The organism is Amycolatopsis sp. NPDC104587 (genome assembly GCF_055583645.1).
Map to the genome: position 1 here is coordinate 91,873 of NZ_JBVJNO010000015.1, position 16,094 is coordinate 107,966.

The 16,094-nt window shown below is 72.3% G+C and carries 16 protein-coding genes; 13 read left to right on the top strand and 3 right to left on the bottom strand.

Going from position 1 to position 16,094, the window contains the following annotated elements:
• The first annotated feature begins 70 nt into the window (after positions 1 to 70).
• From ACZ61C_RS37810 to ACZ61C_RS37845, 8 genes are read left to right on the top strand one after another with little or no spacing between them, the layout of a single operon-like run.
• Positions 71 to 1,138, top strand: a complete 1,068-nt coding sequence (locus ACZ61C_RS37810) for an acyl carrier protein (RefSeq protein WP_465312716.1) — start codon at positions 71 to 73, stop codon at positions 1,136 to 1,138.
• On the top strand, positions 1,135 to 2,643 hold the full coding sequence (locus ACZ61C_RS37815) for a class I adenylate-forming enzyme family protein (RefSeq protein WP_465312717.1): 1,509 nt from the start codon (positions 1,135 to 1,137) through the stop codon (positions 2,641 to 2,643). Before ACZ61C_RS37810 ends, ACZ61C_RS37815 begins: the two co-directional genes overlap by 4 nt.
• Positions 2,636 to 3,943, top strand: a complete 1,308-nt coding sequence (locus tag ACZ61C_RS37820; protein ID WP_465312718.1) for a type III PLP-dependent enzyme domain-containing protein — start codon at positions 2,636 to 2,638, stop codon at positions 3,941 to 3,943. Before ACZ61C_RS37815 ends, ACZ61C_RS37820 begins: the two co-directional genes overlap by 8 nt.
• A 2-nt stretch (positions 3,944 to 3,945) precedes the next feature.
• Positions 3,946 to 4,200 (top strand): acyl carrier protein, encoded by a 255-nt coding sequence (locus ACZ61C_RS37825; protein ID WP_465312719.1) that lies wholly within the window; start codon positions 3,946 to 3,948, stop codon positions 4,198 to 4,200.
• Positions 4,197 to 5,384, top strand: a complete 1,188-nt coding sequence (locus ACZ61C_RS37830) for an acyl-CoA dehydrogenase family protein (protein ID WP_465312720.1) — start codon at positions 4,197 to 4,199, stop codon at positions 5,382 to 5,384. Before ACZ61C_RS37825 ends, ACZ61C_RS37830 begins: the two co-directional genes overlap by 4 nt.
• Positions 5,377 to 6,456, top strand: coding sequence for an acyl-CoA dehydrogenase family protein (locus ACZ61C_RS37835; RefSeq protein WP_465312721.1), 1,080 nt, complete (start codon positions 5,377 to 5,379; stop codon positions 6,454 to 6,456). Before ACZ61C_RS37830 ends, ACZ61C_RS37835 begins: the two co-directional genes overlap by 8 nt.
• Before the next feature lie 26 nt (positions 6,457 to 6,482).
• On the top strand, positions 6,483 to 8,024 hold the full coding sequence (locus ACZ61C_RS37840; RefSeq protein ID WP_465312722.1) for an amino acid adenylation domain-containing protein: 1,542 nt from the start codon (positions 6,483 to 6,485) through the stop codon (positions 8,022 to 8,024).
• Positions 8,025 to 8,055: 31 nt separating this feature from the next.
• Positions 8,056 to 8,496: a sugar 3,4-ketoisomerase gene (locus tag ACZ61C_RS37845; protein WP_465312723.1), complete on the top strand. Its 441-nt coding sequence runs from the start codon at positions 8,056 to 8,058 to the stop codon at positions 8,494 to 8,496.
• A gap of 52 nt (positions 8,497 to 8,548) precedes the next feature.
• Here ACZ61C_RS37845 and ACZ61C_RS37850 read toward each other — a convergent pair whose 3' ends face one another.
• Together ACZ61C_RS37850 and ACZ61C_RS37855 are read right to left on the bottom strand one after the other, a co-directional pair.
• Positions 8,549 to 9,223, bottom strand: coding sequence for a hypothetical protein (locus ACZ61C_RS37850; protein ID WP_465312724.1), 675 nt, complete (start codon positions 9,221 to 9,223; stop codon positions 8,549 to 8,551).
• A gap of 211 nt (positions 9,224 to 9,434) precedes the next feature.
• The gene (locus tag ACZ61C_RS37855; protein ID WP_465312725.1) at positions 9,435 to 9,815 is read right to left on the bottom strand and encodes a hypothetical protein; all 381 of its coding nucleotides are present in this window, start codon (positions 9,813 to 9,815) and stop codon (positions 9,435 to 9,437) included.
• Between the two features lie 589 nt (positions 9,816 to 10,404).
• Here ACZ61C_RS37855 and ACZ61C_RS37860 point away from each other — a divergent pair.
• The 5 genes from ACZ61C_RS37860 to ACZ61C_RS37880 all read left to right on the top strand — a co-directional run bounded on the left by ACZ61C_RS37860 (position 10,405) and on the right by ACZ61C_RS37880 (position 15,401).
• On the top strand, positions 10,405 to 11,160 hold the full coding sequence (locus ACZ61C_RS37860) for a hypothetical protein (RefSeq protein ID WP_465312726.1): 756 nt from the start codon (positions 10,405 to 10,407) through the stop codon (positions 11,158 to 11,160).
• Between the two features lie 60 nt (positions 11,161 to 11,220).
• Positions 11,221 to 11,829: a TIR domain-containing protein gene (locus ACZ61C_RS37865; RefSeq protein ID WP_465312727.1), complete on the top strand. Its 609-nt coding sequence runs from the start codon at positions 11,221 to 11,223 to the stop codon at positions 11,827 to 11,829.
• Positions 11,830 to 11,863: 34 nt separating this feature from the next.
• Positions 11,864 to 14,044 carry a hypothetical protein gene (locus ACZ61C_RS37870; RefSeq protein ID WP_465312728.1) on the top strand — a complete coding sequence of 727 codons (2,181 nt, stop codon included), beginning with the start codon at positions 11,864 to 11,866 and terminating at the stop codon, positions 14,042 to 14,044.
• On the top strand, positions 14,041 to 15,039 hold the full coding sequence (locus ACZ61C_RS37875) for a hypothetical protein (RefSeq protein ID WP_465312729.1): 999 nt from the start codon (positions 14,041 to 14,043) through the stop codon (positions 15,037 to 15,039). Before ACZ61C_RS37870 ends, ACZ61C_RS37875 begins: the two co-directional genes overlap by 4 nt.
• 86 nt (positions 15,040 to 15,125) lie before the next feature.
• Positions 15,126 to 15,401, top strand: coding sequence for a YggT family protein (locus ACZ61C_RS37880; RefSeq protein ID WP_465312730.1), 276 nt, complete (start codon positions 15,126 to 15,128; stop codon positions 15,399 to 15,401).
• Here the strand turns inward: ACZ61C_RS37880 and ACZ61C_RS37885 are convergent.
• Positions 15,396 to 16,043, bottom strand: a complete 648-nt coding sequence (locus tag ACZ61C_RS37885) for a TetR/AcrR family transcriptional regulator (RefSeq protein ID WP_465312731.1) — start codon at positions 16,041 to 16,043, stop codon at positions 15,396 to 15,398. The genes ACZ61C_RS37880 and ACZ61C_RS37885 overlap by 6 nt on opposite strands.
• Positions 16,044 to 16,094: the final 51 nt, after the last annotated feature.

Below are 16,094 nucleotides of genomic sequence, written 5' to 3' on the forward strand. Positions count from 1 at the left end.
TGACGCTCGTGCAGCAGGAAAGCCCACCGTCGTCCGCCTGCTCCGCCGGCGAAGCGGGGAGGCGGGTCCGATGACGGAGCTCACGGTCCACGCGGAGCTGCTGGACTGCCTCCAGGCCAACCTCGCGGTGGTCGCCGACCGCCACCACGGTCCGGACACGCACCTGGCGCTGGGCGCCGCGTTGCGGTTCCGGCCCGCGGCCGGCCCGGACGGGCTGCCGACCGTCGAGCCGAGCCTGGCCGCCCACCTCGCCGACGCGGAAGAGCTCCTGGGCCTGCGGGTGACCGAGCACTGGCGGGACGTCCCGGCGACGGAGCTCGCGGACCTGGCGCTCCAGTACGGCGAGCTCTACGTCGTGGCCGACGCCTACGACCTCTCCTGGACGCCGTACTACGGCCAGCAGCACATGGAGCACAGCTTCCTGGTGGAGAACAGCCCCGCCGGCGCCGAGATCACCGACGCCTACCGGAACCAGACGCCGTGGGGCAACGCCGTGCCCGGCCACTGGTCGACCGACTGGGCGAAGCTCCCCACCGCGGACCACGTCGTCGCGCTGGCGCCCGCCGCGAGCGCGCCGGTGGTCACCCCGGTCGTCGACATCGCCGATCCCGCGCCCTACCTGGACGCGTACGCCCGGCACGAAGACCGGGCCGCGGCGCTGCACCGGCTGACCCTCGAAACCTGGCTGCTGACCCGGTCCCGCAAGCTGCACGCCGCGTTTTCGGGCGCCGGCGCGGCCGAGGACCACCTGCGCGCCTGGGACCTGCTGACCGAGCAGACCTACCTGGCCGCCCGCCGCGTGGAGCGGGGCCGCCGGGAGCCGACCGGGCTGCTCGACCGGCTCGGCCAGGCGCTGGCCGCCGACCGGGACGTGTTCGGCGCAGCCTCGCCGGACGACCTGCGCGACACCGTCGCCGGGATCGTGGCCGACGTGCTGGGCACGAGCACCGAGCGCGTGCTGGCCGAGCCCGAGCTCACCCTGCTGCCCGGGTTCGACTCCGTGCGGCTGGTCGAGGTCGTGGCGCGCCTGGAAGACCGGCTCGACGTCGAGTTCGACCCGGACGACCTGCTGCCGGAGAACCTGCACCACCTCGACGGGCTGTGCCGGCTGGCCGGCGCCACGGAAGGAGCCGCGTGAACTCCCAGCCGACCCTGCTGGCGCAGCTGCTGGACGACGCCGCCGCCCGATGGCCCGGCCGGCCGGCCGTGACCAGCGGCGGGACCACCCTGACCCACGCCGAGCTGGCGGCCGCGAGCCACCGGCTCGCCCATCGGCTCGCGGACCGCGGTCTGCGGCGCGGCGACCGGATGGTCGTCGTCGCCGGCTCGACCCCGCTGACTCCCGCGCTGCTGTACGCGGCGGCGCGCGTCGGGGTGGCGTTCACCCTCCTGCACGAGCAGGTGCGCGGCCGTCCCCTGGCCCACGTGCTCGACGACTGCGAGCCCGTCTTGGTCGTCGGGGCGGACGAGTCGGTCGTCGACGACGCTCGTGCCAAAGGCATCGACGCGATCGGCACCGAGGAGCTGGCCGAAGCCGCGTTCACCGGCGAACCGCGGCCCTGGACGCCGCCGGCCGGCCAGGAGCCGCTGCCGGTCGACCCGGTGTGCCTGATCTACACCTCGGGCACGACGTCGCTGCCCAAGGCCGTCGTCTCCACGCACCAGCAAGCCGTCTTCGCGGTCCTCGCCATCCACTCGCAACTGTCCTATCAGGACGACGACGTCGTGTACTCGCCGCTGCCGCTGTCCTTCGACTACGGGCTCTACCAGCTGTTCCTCGGAGCGGCGAGCGGGGCGCACGTCTGGCTCGGACAGCCGGCGGAAGTCGGGCCGGCGTTGGCCCGCAACCTCGTGCGCGCCGGCGCCACGGTGCTGGCGGCGGTGCCGGCGGTCGCGGAGGCGCTCGCCCGGCTGCTGGCCCGCGGCGGTCCGGCCCCGGCGTTGCGGCTGATCACCAACACGGGCGCGGCGATGCCGTCCGAGGCGCTGGTTTCCCTCCGCGCGGCCATTCCCACGCTGCGCGTGCAGCTGATGTTCGGGCTCACCGAGTGCAAGCGGGCCACCATCATGCCCCCGGACGAGGACCTGGCCCGCCCGGGTTCGAGCGGACGCGCGCTGCCGGGCACCGAGGTGTTCGTCGTGGACGACGTCGGGCGGCGCCAACCGCCGGGCGAGGTCGGCGAGATCGTCGTGCGCGGGCCGAACGTGATGGCCGGCTACTGGCGGCGTCCCGACCTGACCGAGCAGCGGTTCCCCAAGGCCGACGGGCTGTTCCCGCAACTGCGCACCGGCGACTACGGCTGGGTCGACGAAGACGGTTACCTCTACTTCTCCGGCCGCCGGGACGATATCTACAAGGAGCGCGGCTTCCGCGTCAGCGCGACCGAGGTCGAGGCCGCCGCGCGCCGGGTGCCCGGCTGCGCGTCGGCCGCGGTGCTGCCGCCGGGCGACGGCGAGCCGGCGTCGCTGGTGGTCACCGGGACGTTGACGGCCGAGCAGGTCCTGGCCGGCATGCGGGAGCAGATCGAGGAGTTCAAGATCCCCCGCCGCTGCGTGGTCATCGACGAGCTTCCCTTGTCCCGCAACGGGAAGGTCGACCGCAAGGCGCTCGCCGGCCTGATCAAGGAGGCGCGGCATGTCTGAGGCGGTGCTGGACCAGCGGCTCACCCTGACCCCGTCGGTGCGGGACGCGCTCGCGCAGGTGGGCACCCCCGCGTACGTGTACGACCTGGCCGAGGTGCGGCGCAACGCGCGCCGGCTGCGGGCCGCGCTGCCCGAGGGCTGCGGCCTCTACTACTCGCTCAAGGCGAACCCGCACCCGGCGCTGCTGCGGGAGCTGCGGGAGGCCGGCGCGGAGCCCGAGGTGTGCTCGCCGGGTGAGCTGGCGGCGTCGATCGAGGCGGGCTGGCCGGCGGCGAAGGCCCTCTACACCGGGCCCGGGAAGCGCGACGCCGACGTCGCGGCGGCCCTGCGCGCGGGCGTCCGCACGTTTTCGGTGGACTCGCCGGCGGCGCTGGACCAGCTGGACCGGATCGCCGCGGGCCTCGGGGTCCGGGCGCGCTGCCTGCTGCGGGTCAACGACGACCAGCCGACGCCCGGCCAGCGGCTGGCGATGACCGGCGTGCCGTCCCAGTTCGGCGCGGACACCGGCTGGGTGCTCGCCGAACCCGGCCGGTTCGCGGGCCGGCCGCACGCGGCCGTGGTCGGGCTGCACCTGTACATGGGCACGAACCTGGTCAGCACCGACGACCTCGTCGCCCAGTTCGGCCACACCCTGCGCACCACCGCGCGCCTGGTCGCGGCGCTGGAGGCGGAAGGCGCGACGATCGAGGTGCTCGACCTCGGCGGCGGTTTCGGCGCGCCGTTCGCGCGGGCCGGCGCCGCGGTCGAGTTCGCCGGGCTGCGCGAACGGCTGGAGCAGCTCTTCGACGACGGCGTGCCCGGCTGGCGCACCGGCAGCCCGGAGATCGCGTTCGAGTCGGGCCGCTACCTGGCCGGCACCGCGGGCACGCTCGTCACCGCCGTGCTCGACGCAAAACGGTCCCACGGCCGGGAAATCGTGGTCCTCGAGTCCGGCATCAACCACCTCGGCGGCATGTCCGGCCTGCGCCGGCTGCCGCCCCTGGTCCCCCACCTGCTCACCGTCGGCGACGCACCCGATCGGGGCGACGCGGTCGAGACGACCGTCGTCGGCCCGCTGTGCACCCCCCTGGACACCTGGGCGCGCAACACCCCGCTGCCCCGGCTCGTGCCCGGAGACCTGCTGGCGGTCCCCAACACCGGGGCCTACGGCCTGCACGCGAGCCTGCTGGGCTTCCTCGGCCACCCCGCCCCGGCGGAGCTCGTCATCGACGGTGACCGGCCCGGTTCGCCCGTTGTCCACGCCTCCCGGCTGCACCTCGCGCGTGACCCGATTCGCCTTGGTGCCACAGGAAAGGAATGATCATGGACCCGCGATTCACCGAGCTGCTCACCCGATTCCTGAGGTTCCTGGACGGGCGGGAGATCACCCCCGAGTCGAAGCTGTGGGAGCTCGGGCTGGACTCCATGCAGTCCATCGAGCTGCTGTTCGCCATCGAGGACGTCTTCGACGTCTCGCTGCCGGACGAGGACCTCACCGACGCCACCTTCGCCACCGCCGGCAGCCTGTGGAACGCGGTGCAGGCCGCCCTCGGCACCCCCGGCGAGCAAGCGGCATGAGCGACGCGACGGTGGCCCTGGCCGAGCCGTCGCCGGCGAGCGTCACAGCCCTCGCGAAGCGCGTGGCCGCGGTGGCCGCCGAGCACGCGGCGCACCACGACCGGGAAGCGACGTTCCCGGTGGAGGCGCTGGCCGAGCTGCGGGCGACCGGGCTGCTGGGCCTGCTGGTCCCCGGCGACCACGGCGGCCTCGGCGGCGGCGTCACCGACCTGCTGGACGCGGCGATCGAGCTCGGGCGCGCCGACATGTCCGTGGCGATGATCTTCGCGATGCACTGCCAGCAGGTCGCCGCGGTGGTGGGGCACGCGGGCCCGCGGCTGCGCGCGGAGCTGCTGCCCGAGATCGCCGCGGGCCGGATCTACCTGGCGTCGGTGACCACCGAGGCCGGCAAGGGCGGGCACCTGCGCACCGCGCAGGCCGAGCTCGAGGAGTCCGGCGGCGACCTGGTCGTGGACCGGTTCGCGCCGATCGTGACCGGTGGGACGCACGCGGACGGCTTCCTCGTCACCATGCGCAGTCCCGGTGCGACGTCGCCCAACCAGGTCTCGCTCGTGTACGCGCACCGCGACCAGCTGCAGCTGACCGCGTCGGGCGACTGGCAGCCGATGGGGATGCGCGCGAGCCACAGCGCACCGCTGCGGCTGGACGGGCGGCTGCCCGCGCACCAGGTCGTCGGGGAGCACGGCGGCTTCGCCAAGATCGCGTCGGAGGTCTTCGGGCCGCTGGCCCACCTCGGGTGGTCGGCGAGCTGGCTCGGCACCGCCTGCGGCGCGCTGTCGGGGGTGCTGACCCTGTTGCGCGCCCGGGAAAGCCGTCGCCGGTTCAACCTCGACTCCGAGCTGCTGCTGAGCCGGCTCGGGTCGGCCCGGCAGCGGGTGGACGCGGTGCACGCCCTGCTGCGGCAGACCGCGCAGCGGGTGGCGGAGGCCGACGACCTCTCGCGCCCGCGCTATCAGCTCCTGCTGAACGCGCTGAAGGTCACCGCCGCGGAGCAGTGCCACGCCGCGGTGGAGGACCTGATCGACGCGGTCGGCCTGCAGCACGGCTACCTGAAGGACTCGCCCACCGGCCTGGAGCGGTCGCTGCGCGACCTGCGGTCCGCGGCGCTGAACTACAGCAACGACCGGCTGCGGCTCGCGGACGGCCGACTGGCCCTGCTCGACCCGGAGGTGCGTCTTGCCTGAGCTGCGGCCCGACGCGGGTGACGCGCTGACCGGCGGCGGCCGGGAGGTCTGGGCCGCGCTGGGCGCGTCCGGCGCGCTGCGGTCGGCGTACCGCGGCGGCGACCCGGCACTCGGTGTGGACCCCGCGGGCCTCGGCCGTCTGCTGTCCGAAGTGGACGCTCAGGTGAGCGTCGGGGCCACGCTTTCGGTGTGCGTCCAGGTGGCCACCGCGGTCCCGCTGCTGACCACCGGCTCCGGCCCGGCCGCGGCGGCGCTGGCGGACGCGCTCGCCGGGACGTCGGTGACGGCGCTGGCCGCCACCGACACCACCGCCGGCTCCGACCTGACCGCGCTCGGCACCGAAGTCGCCATCGGCGACGACGAGCTCGTGTTGAGCGGCGGCAAGCGCTGGATCACCAACGCCACCCAGGCGGACCAGTTCCTGGTGCTGGCGCGGCACCGCCCCGGCCGGCACTTCACCAACTTCACGTGGGTGCTGGTCCCGGCGTCGGCCGCCGGGGTGACCGCGCGCGAAGCGGACACCGAGCTGTTCGACGGCGCCGGCGTCGGCCACGTGACCTTCGAGGACGTGCGGCTGCCGCGCGAGCACCTGGTCGGCCGCCCGGGCCGCGGCCTGGCCGGGTTCGCCCGCCAGATCGCCGTGGAACGGCTCGCCGGCGCCCTGTGGGCGGTCGCGCTGTGCCGGCGGGTGCTGACGGCCACGAAGAGCCGGCTGGAAGACCCCGCGCGGTCCGACGAACCGTTGTGGCGCAACGACAGCGTGCGCCAGCGGTTCGCCGCGTCCGTGGTGGCGGTGCGGCAGCTGCACGCGCTGTGCCAGGAGCTCGGCGACCGCGTGGCGACGCGGTACGACGGCTCGGCCGCCGCGCTGCTGAAGGCCAGTGCCGGGCTGACCGCCGAGCGAGTGCTCGCGGACTGCGCCCAGCTGCAGGGCGCCGATGGCTTCGCGACCGGCGGCGCGCAGTGGCTGCGCGCCCAGGCCGCGGTCTTCGGGATCGGCGGCGGCGTCACCGAAGTCGTGCTGTCCGGGGTCGCGGACGCGGCCGACGCGCTGCTGGCGGAGACGGCCTGATGACGGCCCAGCCGAGGAGGGAACCCATGACCGACACCCGCACGCTCGACGACTGGTTCACCACCACCGTGGCGCGGTTCGGCGACCGGACCGCGTTGGAGGTGGCCGGCGAGCAGTTCAGCTACACCGAGCTCGACGCGCTGGCCCGGCGGCTGGCGGCGGCGCTCGTCGCCGAGCACGGCGGGGTGCCGGCGAGGATCGGCCTGCTGGCCGCGCGCTGCCCGCTCGCCTACACGGGATACCTTGCGGCGCAACGCCTCGGCGCCACCGTCGTGCCGCTGAACCCGGCGTTCCCGGTGGCCCGCAACGCCTCGATCACCCAGGCGGCCGGCCTCGACCTGGTGCTGACGCAGGAAGACGTCCCGGACTTTCCGGCTCCCGTCGTCCGGCTCGATCCTCGGCTGGCCGAACTCCGTGAGGGGATTCCGCCCGAGCTGCCGCGCTCCGCAGCCGGTCCGGACGACCTCGCCTACATCCTCTTCACGTCCGGGTCCACCGGAACCCCGAAGGGCGTGCCGATCCGGCACCACAACGTCTCCGCGTACCTGGACTACGTGATCCCGCTGTACGGCGTGGGCCCGGACGCGCGGGTGTCGCAGATCTTCGACCTCACCTTCGACCCGTCCGTGCGCGACATGTTCCTGGCGTGGGGTTCGGGCGCGACGCTGGTGGTGCCCACCGGCAACGACGTCCTCGCGCCGGCGCGGTTCGTGAAGCGGGCGCGCATCACGCACTGGTGCTCGGTGCCGTCGGTGGTTTCGTTCGCGCAGCGGCTGCGCGGCCTGGCTCCTGGCAGCATGCCGACGTTGAAGTGGAGCGTGTTCTGCGGCGAGGCGCTGACGACGAGCCAGGCGGAGGCGTGGCGCGCGGCGGCGCCGGACAGCGCGCTGGAGAACAGCTACGGCCCCACCGAGGTGACGATCACCTGCACCGGCTACCGCCTGCCCGGCGAGCTCGGCGCGTGGCCGCGGCCGGCGAACGGCACGGTCCCGATCGGGACGGCGTACCCGGCGCTGGAGACCCTGGTCGTCGACGAGGACGGCGTGCCCGCGGAAGACGGCGAGCTGTGCATGCGCGGGCCGCAGCGGTTCCCTGGCTACCTGGACCCCGCCGACAACATCGGCCGGTTCGTCACGTTCGACGGCGAGCGCGCCGAGGTCTACGACGGATCGGCGCCGTTGACCGACGAGCACTGGTACCGCACCGGCGACCGCGTCCGCGTCTCCGGCGGCGAGCTCGTCCACCACGGCCGGCTCGACCACCAGGTCAAGATCCGCGGCTACCGGGTCGAGCTCGGCGAGATCGAGGCGGCGCTGCGGGCGCGGCCGGGCGTGCGGGACGCGGTGGTCGTCGCGCTGGCCGGCCCGAACGGCGAGCTGGACCTCGAGGCCGCGTACACCGGCGGCGTCCAGGACGCCGAGGCGTTGCTCGCCGGGGTGCGGGCGAAGCTGCCCGCCTACATGGTGCCGCGCCACGCGACGGCGTTCGACGAGCTGCCGCTCAACCCGAACGGCAAGGTCGACCGGGCGGTGGTGGCCGCCCGGCTGGCCACGCCCGAGGCCGCGTGAGGATCCCGTCAACGCGAAGGAAAGGTGACCCATGGCCGACAACCAGCCCGTGATCGGCAGGATCGAGCCCTGCAGAATCATCGACTTCCCCGAGCACGCCGACGAGCGCGGCCGCCTGACGGTGATCCAGCCCCGCCACGACATCGAGTTCGAGGTCCGCCGAGCGTTCTACCTCCACAACATCACGGACGGCGCGTCCCGCGGCGCCCACGGCCACCGCGAGCTGCGCCAGCTCCTGATCGCGATCCACGGAAGCTTCACGGTGGTCGCGAACGACGGCTTCGAGCAGGCGACGTACGTGCTGGACAACCCGAGCCGGGGGTTGTACGTGAGCCCGATGGTGTGGTGCGACGTCACGGAGTTCGCCCCGGGAGCGGTGTTGCTGTGCCTGGCCTCCGAGGAGTACGACGAGGCGGACTACTACCGCGACTACGACGAGTTCCACGAGGCGGCGCAGGGGCTGGCCGCTTAGCGGGCGGGGCTCCTGGGCTGCCGAGCGAGGGCCCGGGAGCCTCCGCTGGAGCTCAAAAGATCTTCAGGTCGTTCATGTCGGCAACCCTCCGCAGTGGACGGTTCCGTTCGCTCGCCTCGATCGCCACGCCGGAGTCGGCGGAGGTCGGTTCGTCCGAAGCGGTCCCGCCGTCGTCCATCACGCGAAGCCAGATGGCCCAGCAAAGCCAGTCGTTCCCGTGCTTCGACGCGTACCGGATTCCGTGCGGGGACGAACCGTCGTCGAGCTCGACGTTCCACAACCACTCGGCGACCTTGGTGGTGAGCACCCGATTTTCCCCGCGCAAGGCGCCCACCGTGAGCCACTCGAGGCGCATCGCCCGTGAGATCACGCTGATGCTCTCCGCCGCTTCGACGTCGACGAAATAGCCGTTTTCCGGCAGCTGCAACGAATAGAGCTTGCGTTCGTGCCGCCAGCCGGCGGCAACCGTGCCCGGCGACATGTGGTTGCGTTCCTGCCACTCCCGTTCGATCTCATCGTGGAAGCTGGCGTTTTCCTCGCCGTCGAACAGGTCGGCGAGGTTCAGGTCGTGCGACGTCCCGGGAACGAACTTCAGCCGCTGCGCGGCCAGCGACTCCGCGTAGGCGCATTCCCTCGGCGTCGCACCGTAGATCGTGCGGTGCTTCGGGACGTCGTACCGACCCCAGTCCCCCCGCTCGGCGACCTCCGGGCGCTGACGGGGGTTCATCGGCCCGTAAGAGATCTTGGCAATGCGCCACACCGGCCGCCGGGGGAAGGATTCGATCTTCAGACCTGTCTGGGAACATACCCGGCGAGTCACGCTGTCCTCATTTCAGTCGACTGGGCCGGTTCGGCCCAGTGTCGCCTCAATGCATGGACAGTCGTGACCCGAACGGGTCCGTGTTACCAGTCGTCACGACAAAGTGACGTGCGCCGGCTCAGTCGTCGACCCCCTCGACAAACGCCTTGGCGGCCTGGAGAACCGCTTTGATCTGACCTTCGCGAAGGCGGATGACCGGCGCCTCTTCGCCCAGGCGCGGATTGGCCCCGATGAACCACGCCCGAGCCACGTTGTCCCCCTCGGCCCCGCTGATCATCGCCCAGATCCGATGCGCGGCCAGCAGTTTCTGCTGGCTTTCGGGCCGCGGTGTGGCGCCGTCGGGGTTGGCCCATTTGTAGGGCAGCTTGCGGTCCCGGACATCCGCGAGGGTGGCTACGAGGGTCGGCCCGAGGTGCGCGATCAGCTGCCGGACCAGTTCCGGCAGGTCGAGTCGCGTGGTCTGCTCGTGGATGTCGATGTCGAGATCAACGGGCGGCATGGGGCCTCCTAGGTCCGGACGCCACGGGTGCCGCAGCTCCCCGCCGCACCACGCCGACCCATCGGCGCACGGGGACCTGCGGCAGGCCACTTCCCGGCCTGCGACGTCCTCTTATGCTACCCACATGCCACCCAAATGCAACCCATAAACCCCGCTCAACTGACTACTAAAAGTAATATTCGCAGGTCGGGAGACCTCAAGTGAACACGCATGGAGCACGGCTGCGACGAGCAGCACAGTGGCACGGGATCCGGTTGCCGGACCAACACTCGGCTCGCCACCAGACGAGAAAGCGCTCCCGCGCCCGGCCACGCACAAGGCTGCCATCAGGCCTTTTCGGCATTTCTGTCCAGGAATTTTCCTGGATCTGTCCACTTTCCCATTCCTCGATATCCAACCGTTGCCAATACCTTATGCCGTCCTGACCTGATCCGGTAACGTTCCAAATGGCTGACGAGACTTCGATCTCAGCGATGGAAAACGATCCAGTGAAGGCGAGCCGACCATGTCTGTCCCCTGTGCGCGGTGTGGAACGGCGCCCACGCGACCGGGCGGTGAGCTCTGCGACGGTTGCGGGCCGGCGGCCGCCATGTCCATGACCCTGGAATTCCCCGCCGTGCAGCCGGAAACCGAGCACGCCGAGGACGAGACCGACGTCCGGCTGATCCCGCTGGAGGACCTGCCGCCGGCCCCCGCGCCGGTGCTGGTGCCCGGCACGCCGCCGCCCGCCGAGCCGGCGTCCGAGGAGCCCGCGCCGGGCGAGCCGCGGCAAGTCAAGCGGGTTCTCGCCGCAGTGGCGGCGGTCGCCGTGGTCGCCGCGATCGTGGTGATCGTCGCCTTGACCGCCAACACCGGGCGCAAGACGCCGGTCGCGGCCGCGCCCAGCGACGTCGCGGCGCCGGTCACGACCACCGCTCCGCTCGAGGTCGCCACGAGCACGCCGGATCCCACGCCCACCGACGAAAGCTCGGCGCAGCAACGGCTCGAAGCCCAGGTCGCGCACGACCGCGGCCAGGTCGAACAGCTCGCGGACTCCTGGGTGCCCCAGCTGTCGTCGAAGTCGCTCGGCCTCAAGGCGAACGGCACGACCTACGACCACCTGGCCATCTGGGCGGACTTCGCGAACCTGCAGGCGAGGTACCCCGGCGCGCTGCTGCTGTGGTCCGGGGACTACAGCAGCTTCAAGCAGGGCAACTTCTGGGTCACCGTCCTCCCGCAGCCCTACAGCAGCGGCGAGTCCGCGAACGGCTGGTGCGACACCGCCGGCATCGACAAGGACGGCTGTTACGCGAAGCGCATCACGCACACCGGCGGCTACAACGGCAGCACCCTGCTCCGGAAATAGCACCCCGCTGGACAACTGACGGACAAAAACACGACGAACTCGGATACGGAGAAGCTGCCCGTGACCCAGGTTTTCCTCAGTTATCGCACCACCGACGAACCGTTCGCGGCGGCATTCTTCGACCACGAGCTCACCCGCGAGTTCGGTCCGGACGCGGTGTTCTTCGCCTCCCGTTCGATCGACCTCGGCGACGACTGGGCGACGGCGATGTTCGACGCCGTGTCCGCCTCCGTCGCGGTGCTCGTGGTGATCGGGCCGCGGTGGCTGACCGCGACCGGCGAAGACGGCCGACGGCGGCTGGACGACCCGAACGACTTCGTCCGCCGTGAGATCGAGCTCGGGCTCCGGCTGAACAAGCAGGTCATCCCGGTGCACCTCGAACGCCGTCACCTGCTCGACCCGGCCGAGCTGCCCGGATCGCTGCGCGAGCTCACCGAGAAGCAGAGCACCATCGTGGCGTTCCGCAACAGCAAGCCCGACCTCGACCGGCTCGTCACGCGCCTGCGGCGGCAGATCCCGGCGCTGGGCCCGGCCCCGGCACCGCCGAGCGCGCCCGGCGCCGGCACCACCACGAACAACACCGTCCTCGGCACGGTCCACGGCAACGTCATCCAGAGCGGCACGCACATCGGCGGCATCTTCCTCGGCGACTGGCCCGCCGGCACCTGACCGATCTCACCCAGCCCGTCAGAGGAGAGTCCCCGTGGCCGACGAAAGACCACCCAGCCCGCCGCCGACGCCACCGGCGACGCCGCCCTCGCCACCTCCGCCGCCCGCCACGCCCCCGCCGGAGGCCAAGACCGGGGAGAAGCCGGAGACCAAGACCGAAGAGCCGGCCGCGCCGTCGTCCCCGCCGGCGGACCTCGGGCGTGACAGCGCCGTGCGCAACGTGCAGGGGGAGACGAGCCATCTGGCCCAGACCCGGATGGGCGAGTACGTAGCCCGCGGGATCAACCAGTTCAACGCCGAGTCGATCACCGTCTTCACCGGCTCCTTCGACGAGGAGCTCGACCGGCGGCGTCCCGGCCGCCGCTCACCGAAGGTCAGCTTCTCCGAACGCGACCTGGACGAAGCGACGGCGTCCTTCGTCGAGCCGCCGGGGTTCCGCGACGAGCTGGAGCTGCTCGCGGAGCGAAACCTCGTCGTGCTGGCCGGCCCGGCCCGCACCGGCAAGCGGACGCGGGCGCTGCAGCTGCTCCGGACGACCCTCCACGAGGGCAAGCAGGCGGAGGCCGTCGCCGAAGTGCCGGCGTCGGCGCTCACGAACCCGATGTGGCGGGTGCCGCGCGAGGACACCGGGTTCGTCGTGTTCGACGAACCCGGCCGGAACGACGCCTTCACCGCGGCCCGGATCACCGAGGAGTGGCTGCGGAACACCGCGCAGCGGCTGCACGAGGCGAACAGCTACCTGGTCGTCGTCACCGGCCCGCCCCGCGGCTCGCTCGACGAGGTGCCCAACCGCGCTGAGTTCGTGCTGGACGAGTGGGAGCTGCCCGACCCGGTGGAGATCCTCCGCCGCCGGTTGCGGGACACGATGCCGTCCGAAGCCGAGGAGCTGCTCGAGGAGCTGGCCGGCACCGAACTGTTCGAAGTGCTCACCGAGCGGAACACCCCGGCGTTCGCGGTCCGCGCCGCCACGGAGATCCAGGAGAGCCACCGCACCGGGCGCAGTCTCGCGGAAACCGCCGCGAAGCTGGGCAACCCGGAGGGCCTGGTCCGCGAGTGGCTCAGCCGGGAACCGGAGGCGAAGGACCTTTCGCTGGTGCTGGCCACCGCGGTGCTGGACAACACCGGCTACCTCAAGGTGGCGGACGCGGCGGTTTCGCTCTACAAGCGGCTGAGCGGCGGCAGCCGGGCGCCGACGTCCCTGCGGTACACGCAGCGGCTGCTCGCCGACCACACCTGGCTCCAGCTCGTGCCGTCCGAAGATCTGCGCCGCGCGCCGTCGGTCCGGTTCCGGCACCCGCGGGTGCGCCCGGCGGTGCTCGGGATCGTCTGGTGCGGCTACGACGGGGCGCGGCTGAAGATCCTGGAGTGGCTCAAGGAGCTGGCCGAACACGCCGACGTCGAGATCCGCGCCGGTGCGGCGCAGGCCATCGGCATCCTGGCGCGGCAGGACTTCCAGCACGGGGTGCACGAGTACCTGCAGCCGTGGGGCCGGGAAAGCTCACCGTGGCTGCGGCAGACGGCAGCGCAGGGGCTCAACGTCGCCGGCGCGCTCGGTGACGAACGCGCGGCCTGGTCGGTGCTCGAGGACTGGGCGGTGGCGGCGTACTCCAAGAACACCGAAAATCTCTGCACGACCGCGGCGCTGGCCGCCGGCGGTCCACTCGGGATCCGGGAGCCGCGAAGGGCGCTGGGAATCCTTCGCGACTTCGTGGTCTGCCCGGACAAGTGGGAGGTGCTGGGCGCGGTGGCCGCGAGCGCGGGCGCCCTCCTCGGCGCGGGCTGCGGCCGCGACGTGCTGGAAGCGCTGGGCGAATGGACGGACAACCGCGACGACGAAGACGCGTTCATCAAGGCGCTGCTCGTGTTCACCTGCGTCGTCCGGCCCGAGACCGACGAGAGCTGGCCCCTGCTGCTGCGGACCGCGGACGAAAACCGGGAGTACATGGCGATGCTGTGGAGCCGGGCCATGAGCAACCGGTTCGTCCGGGACCTGGCCCTCGCCGGACTGCGGACCTGGGTGCGTCGGGTCGACGAGGACGCCGACGCCGGTGAGGTCGTCCTCGGCCTCGTCGCCGACATCGCGGACGAGAGCACCGGCGACCAGAACCGCGTCCACTACGCGCTGGGCCTGTGGGCCCAGGACCGCTACCAGCCTTCGGTCGCCGCGGCGACGTTCTACGACCTGATGGACGAGGCGGAAGAAGAGGTGTCATGACCCGGACCTACAACCCCATCCTGGAACGCACCGAGGTGGGCCGGCGCTGGTTCGGCTCGCCCCCGGTGCCCGAGCTCGGCACGGCGCACGTGCTCATCCGCACCGCGGGCGAGCCGATCGTGCTGTGGCACGGGCGGCCCGCGCCGACCGGCCGGCTCGGCAAGTACCGGCGGTACGTGATCGACGTCGCCAACCACGGGCTCTCGTTCACCGTGCAGGCGGCCAGCGCGGAAGCCGTGTTCCCCTTCTCGGTGCGGGTCGAGCTGGCGTGCCGCGTGCTCGACCCGTTCACGATCGCGCGGGACAGCATCCAGGACATGACCGCCGCGCTGCTCCCCTCGCTCGCCCGCGAAATCCGCGACACGGCGGCGCGGTTCGACGTGCTGCGCCCGACCGAGGCGGCCCGGGCGATCGAGGCGCGGCTGAGCTCGGCCCACCCGTCCCGGGACGTGGAGCTCGGCGGCTACTCGGTCACGGTCCAGCCGGTGAACACGCAGGGCGTGGTCGAGGCCAAGCAGGAGCTCGGGGTGCAGGAGCTGCGGCGCAAGGAGCTGCGCGAGGTCTCCCACGGCAGTTCGGAGGAGCAGATCGCGCAGCTGCTCGCCACGAACAACGGCGACGTCCGCGAGGTGCTGGCCTACCTGAGCAGCGAGCGCAACACCGAGGCCGAGATCAAGCTGAAGGCGCTGCAGATCGCGATGGGCGGGAACCTCGAGGACATGGACGTCTCCGAGGTGCACCGCACCGCGTTCGGCAACCTCTTCGGCGGCAACGGGCTCGGCGGCCAGCGGGAGACGATGCGTCAGCGTCTCGAGCGCCGGAACACCAAGGCGGCGATCGAAAGCGGTCCCGTCGTGTCCGGGGTCACCGAGCCGGCCGCGGCCAAGACGGCGGACCCGGCGCCGAAGCCCGCGCCCGCCAAGCCGTCGTCCGACAAGGCACCGGCCGAGCCGGCGGGCGGCTCGAACGGCGCCGGGCCCTCGGGCGACGCGTGATCCTGTCGAAAAGCTGAGAAACGGACGGATCCGGCACTACCCGGTCCCCTCCGGACGTTCTCCAGGTGAGAAGGACGGAGGGAACCATGGGTGCGCTAGGGACACTGCTCGGTTTCGCGCTGACCCTGTACATGCTGGTGCTGATCGCGCGGATGGTGCTGGACTGGGTGGGGATGGTCGCCGACAGCCCGCCGTGGGCCCGGCGGGCACGGGGGCTGGCCTACTCGGCCACCGAACCCGTCATCGGGCCGGTGCGGCGGGTCGTGCGGCCGGTGCGGATCGGGGGGATTTCGCTCGATCTGGCCTTCACGCTGGTCTTCATCGCCGTGCTGGTGCTGCGGTCGATCGCGTTCGCCCTATAACGAGCCGCGGAAGCCCGCGGACAGGCGGTCGATGCCGCGTTCCAGCTCGGCCCGGACGCCTCGGAGGTCGACGCCGTCCGGGTCGACCAGTGCCTGCATCGAGATGCCGCGCAGCTGGGCGAGCAGCGCCGACGCGTAGGAGTCCGCGTCGCGGACGCCGGTGATGGTCCCGTCCGCGACGCCGCTGGCCACCGTCTGGGCGATCGCGAACCGGAAGCGGCGGTCGGCCTCGGTCAGGGCGCCGCGCAGGGCCGAGCTCTCCGCCGCCGCGTCGCCCCAGAGGGCGAGGAACGCCTGGTTGAGCGTCGGCATCGTGCGGATCAGCTCGAAGATGATGTCCAGCAGCGCGCGCAGCATGTCCATCGGCGTCGCGGTCGCCGCGCCGGTCCGGGCCGCGACCGCCTCGCTGTAGGCGTTGGTGAACTCCTCGACGGCGTGCTCGACGAGCCGCTGCCCGAGCCCGTCCTTGTCGCCGAAGTGCTGGTAGATGACGGACCGCGCGTACCCCGAGCGAGCGCAGACGCCCCCGAGCTTGAGACGGCCGAACCCGTCCTCGGCGATGAGGTGCGCGGCGGCATCCAGGATGCGCGCCTCGACGATCTCCTCGCCGTCCTGGATCCGGCCTGCGGCGGAGCGGTCCACCGCGCCATGCTAACCACTCGAACCGGGCACCACCGGCCGAACCGTCAGCGG

Bases quoted from the DNA above. Each gene is read 5' to 3' on its own strand.
- ACZ61C_RS37840 (WP_465312722.1), top strand. From the start codon at position 6,483: ATGACCGACACCCGCACGCTCGACGACTGGTTCACCACCACCGTGGCG.
- ACZ61C_RS37810 (WP_465312716.1), top strand. From the start codon at position 71: ATGACGGAGCTCACGGTCCACGCGGAGCTGCTGGACTGCCTCCAGGCC.
- ACZ61C_RS37880 (WP_465312730.1), top strand. From the start codon at position 15,126: ATGGGTGCGCTAGGGACACTGCTCGGTTTCGCGCTGACCCTGTACATG.
- ACZ61C_RS37830 (WP_465312720.1), top strand. From the start codon at position 4,197: ATGAGCGACGCGACGGTGGCCCTGGCCGAGCCGTCGCCGGCGAGCGTC.
- ACZ61C_RS37825 (WP_465312719.1), top strand. From the start codon at position 3,946: ATGGACCCGCGATTCACCGAGCTGCTCACCCGATTCCTGAGGTTCCTG.
- ACZ61C_RS37855 (WP_465312725.1), bottom strand. From the start codon at position 9,815: ATGCCGCCCGTTGATCTCGACATCGACATCCACGAGCAGACCACGCGA.
- ACZ61C_RS37845 (WP_465312723.1), top strand. From the start codon at position 8,056: ATGGCCGACAACCAGCCCGTGATCGGCAGGATCGAGCCCTGCAGAATC.
- ACZ61C_RS37850 (WP_465312724.1), bottom strand. From the start codon at position 9,223: ATGAACCCCCGTCAGCGCCCGGAGGTCGCCGAGCGGGGGGACTGGGGT.
- ACZ61C_RS37860 (WP_465312726.1), top strand. From the start codon at position 10,405: ATGTCCATGACCCTGGAATTCCCCGCCGTGCAGCCGGAAACCGAGCAC.
- ACZ61C_RS37875 (WP_465312729.1), top strand. From the start codon at position 14,041: ATGACCCGGACCTACAACCCCATCCTGGAACGCACCGAGGTGGGCCGG.
- ACZ61C_RS37820 (WP_465312718.1), top strand. From the start codon at position 2,636: ATGTCTGAGGCGGTGCTGGACCAGCGGCTCACCCTGACCCCGTCGGTG.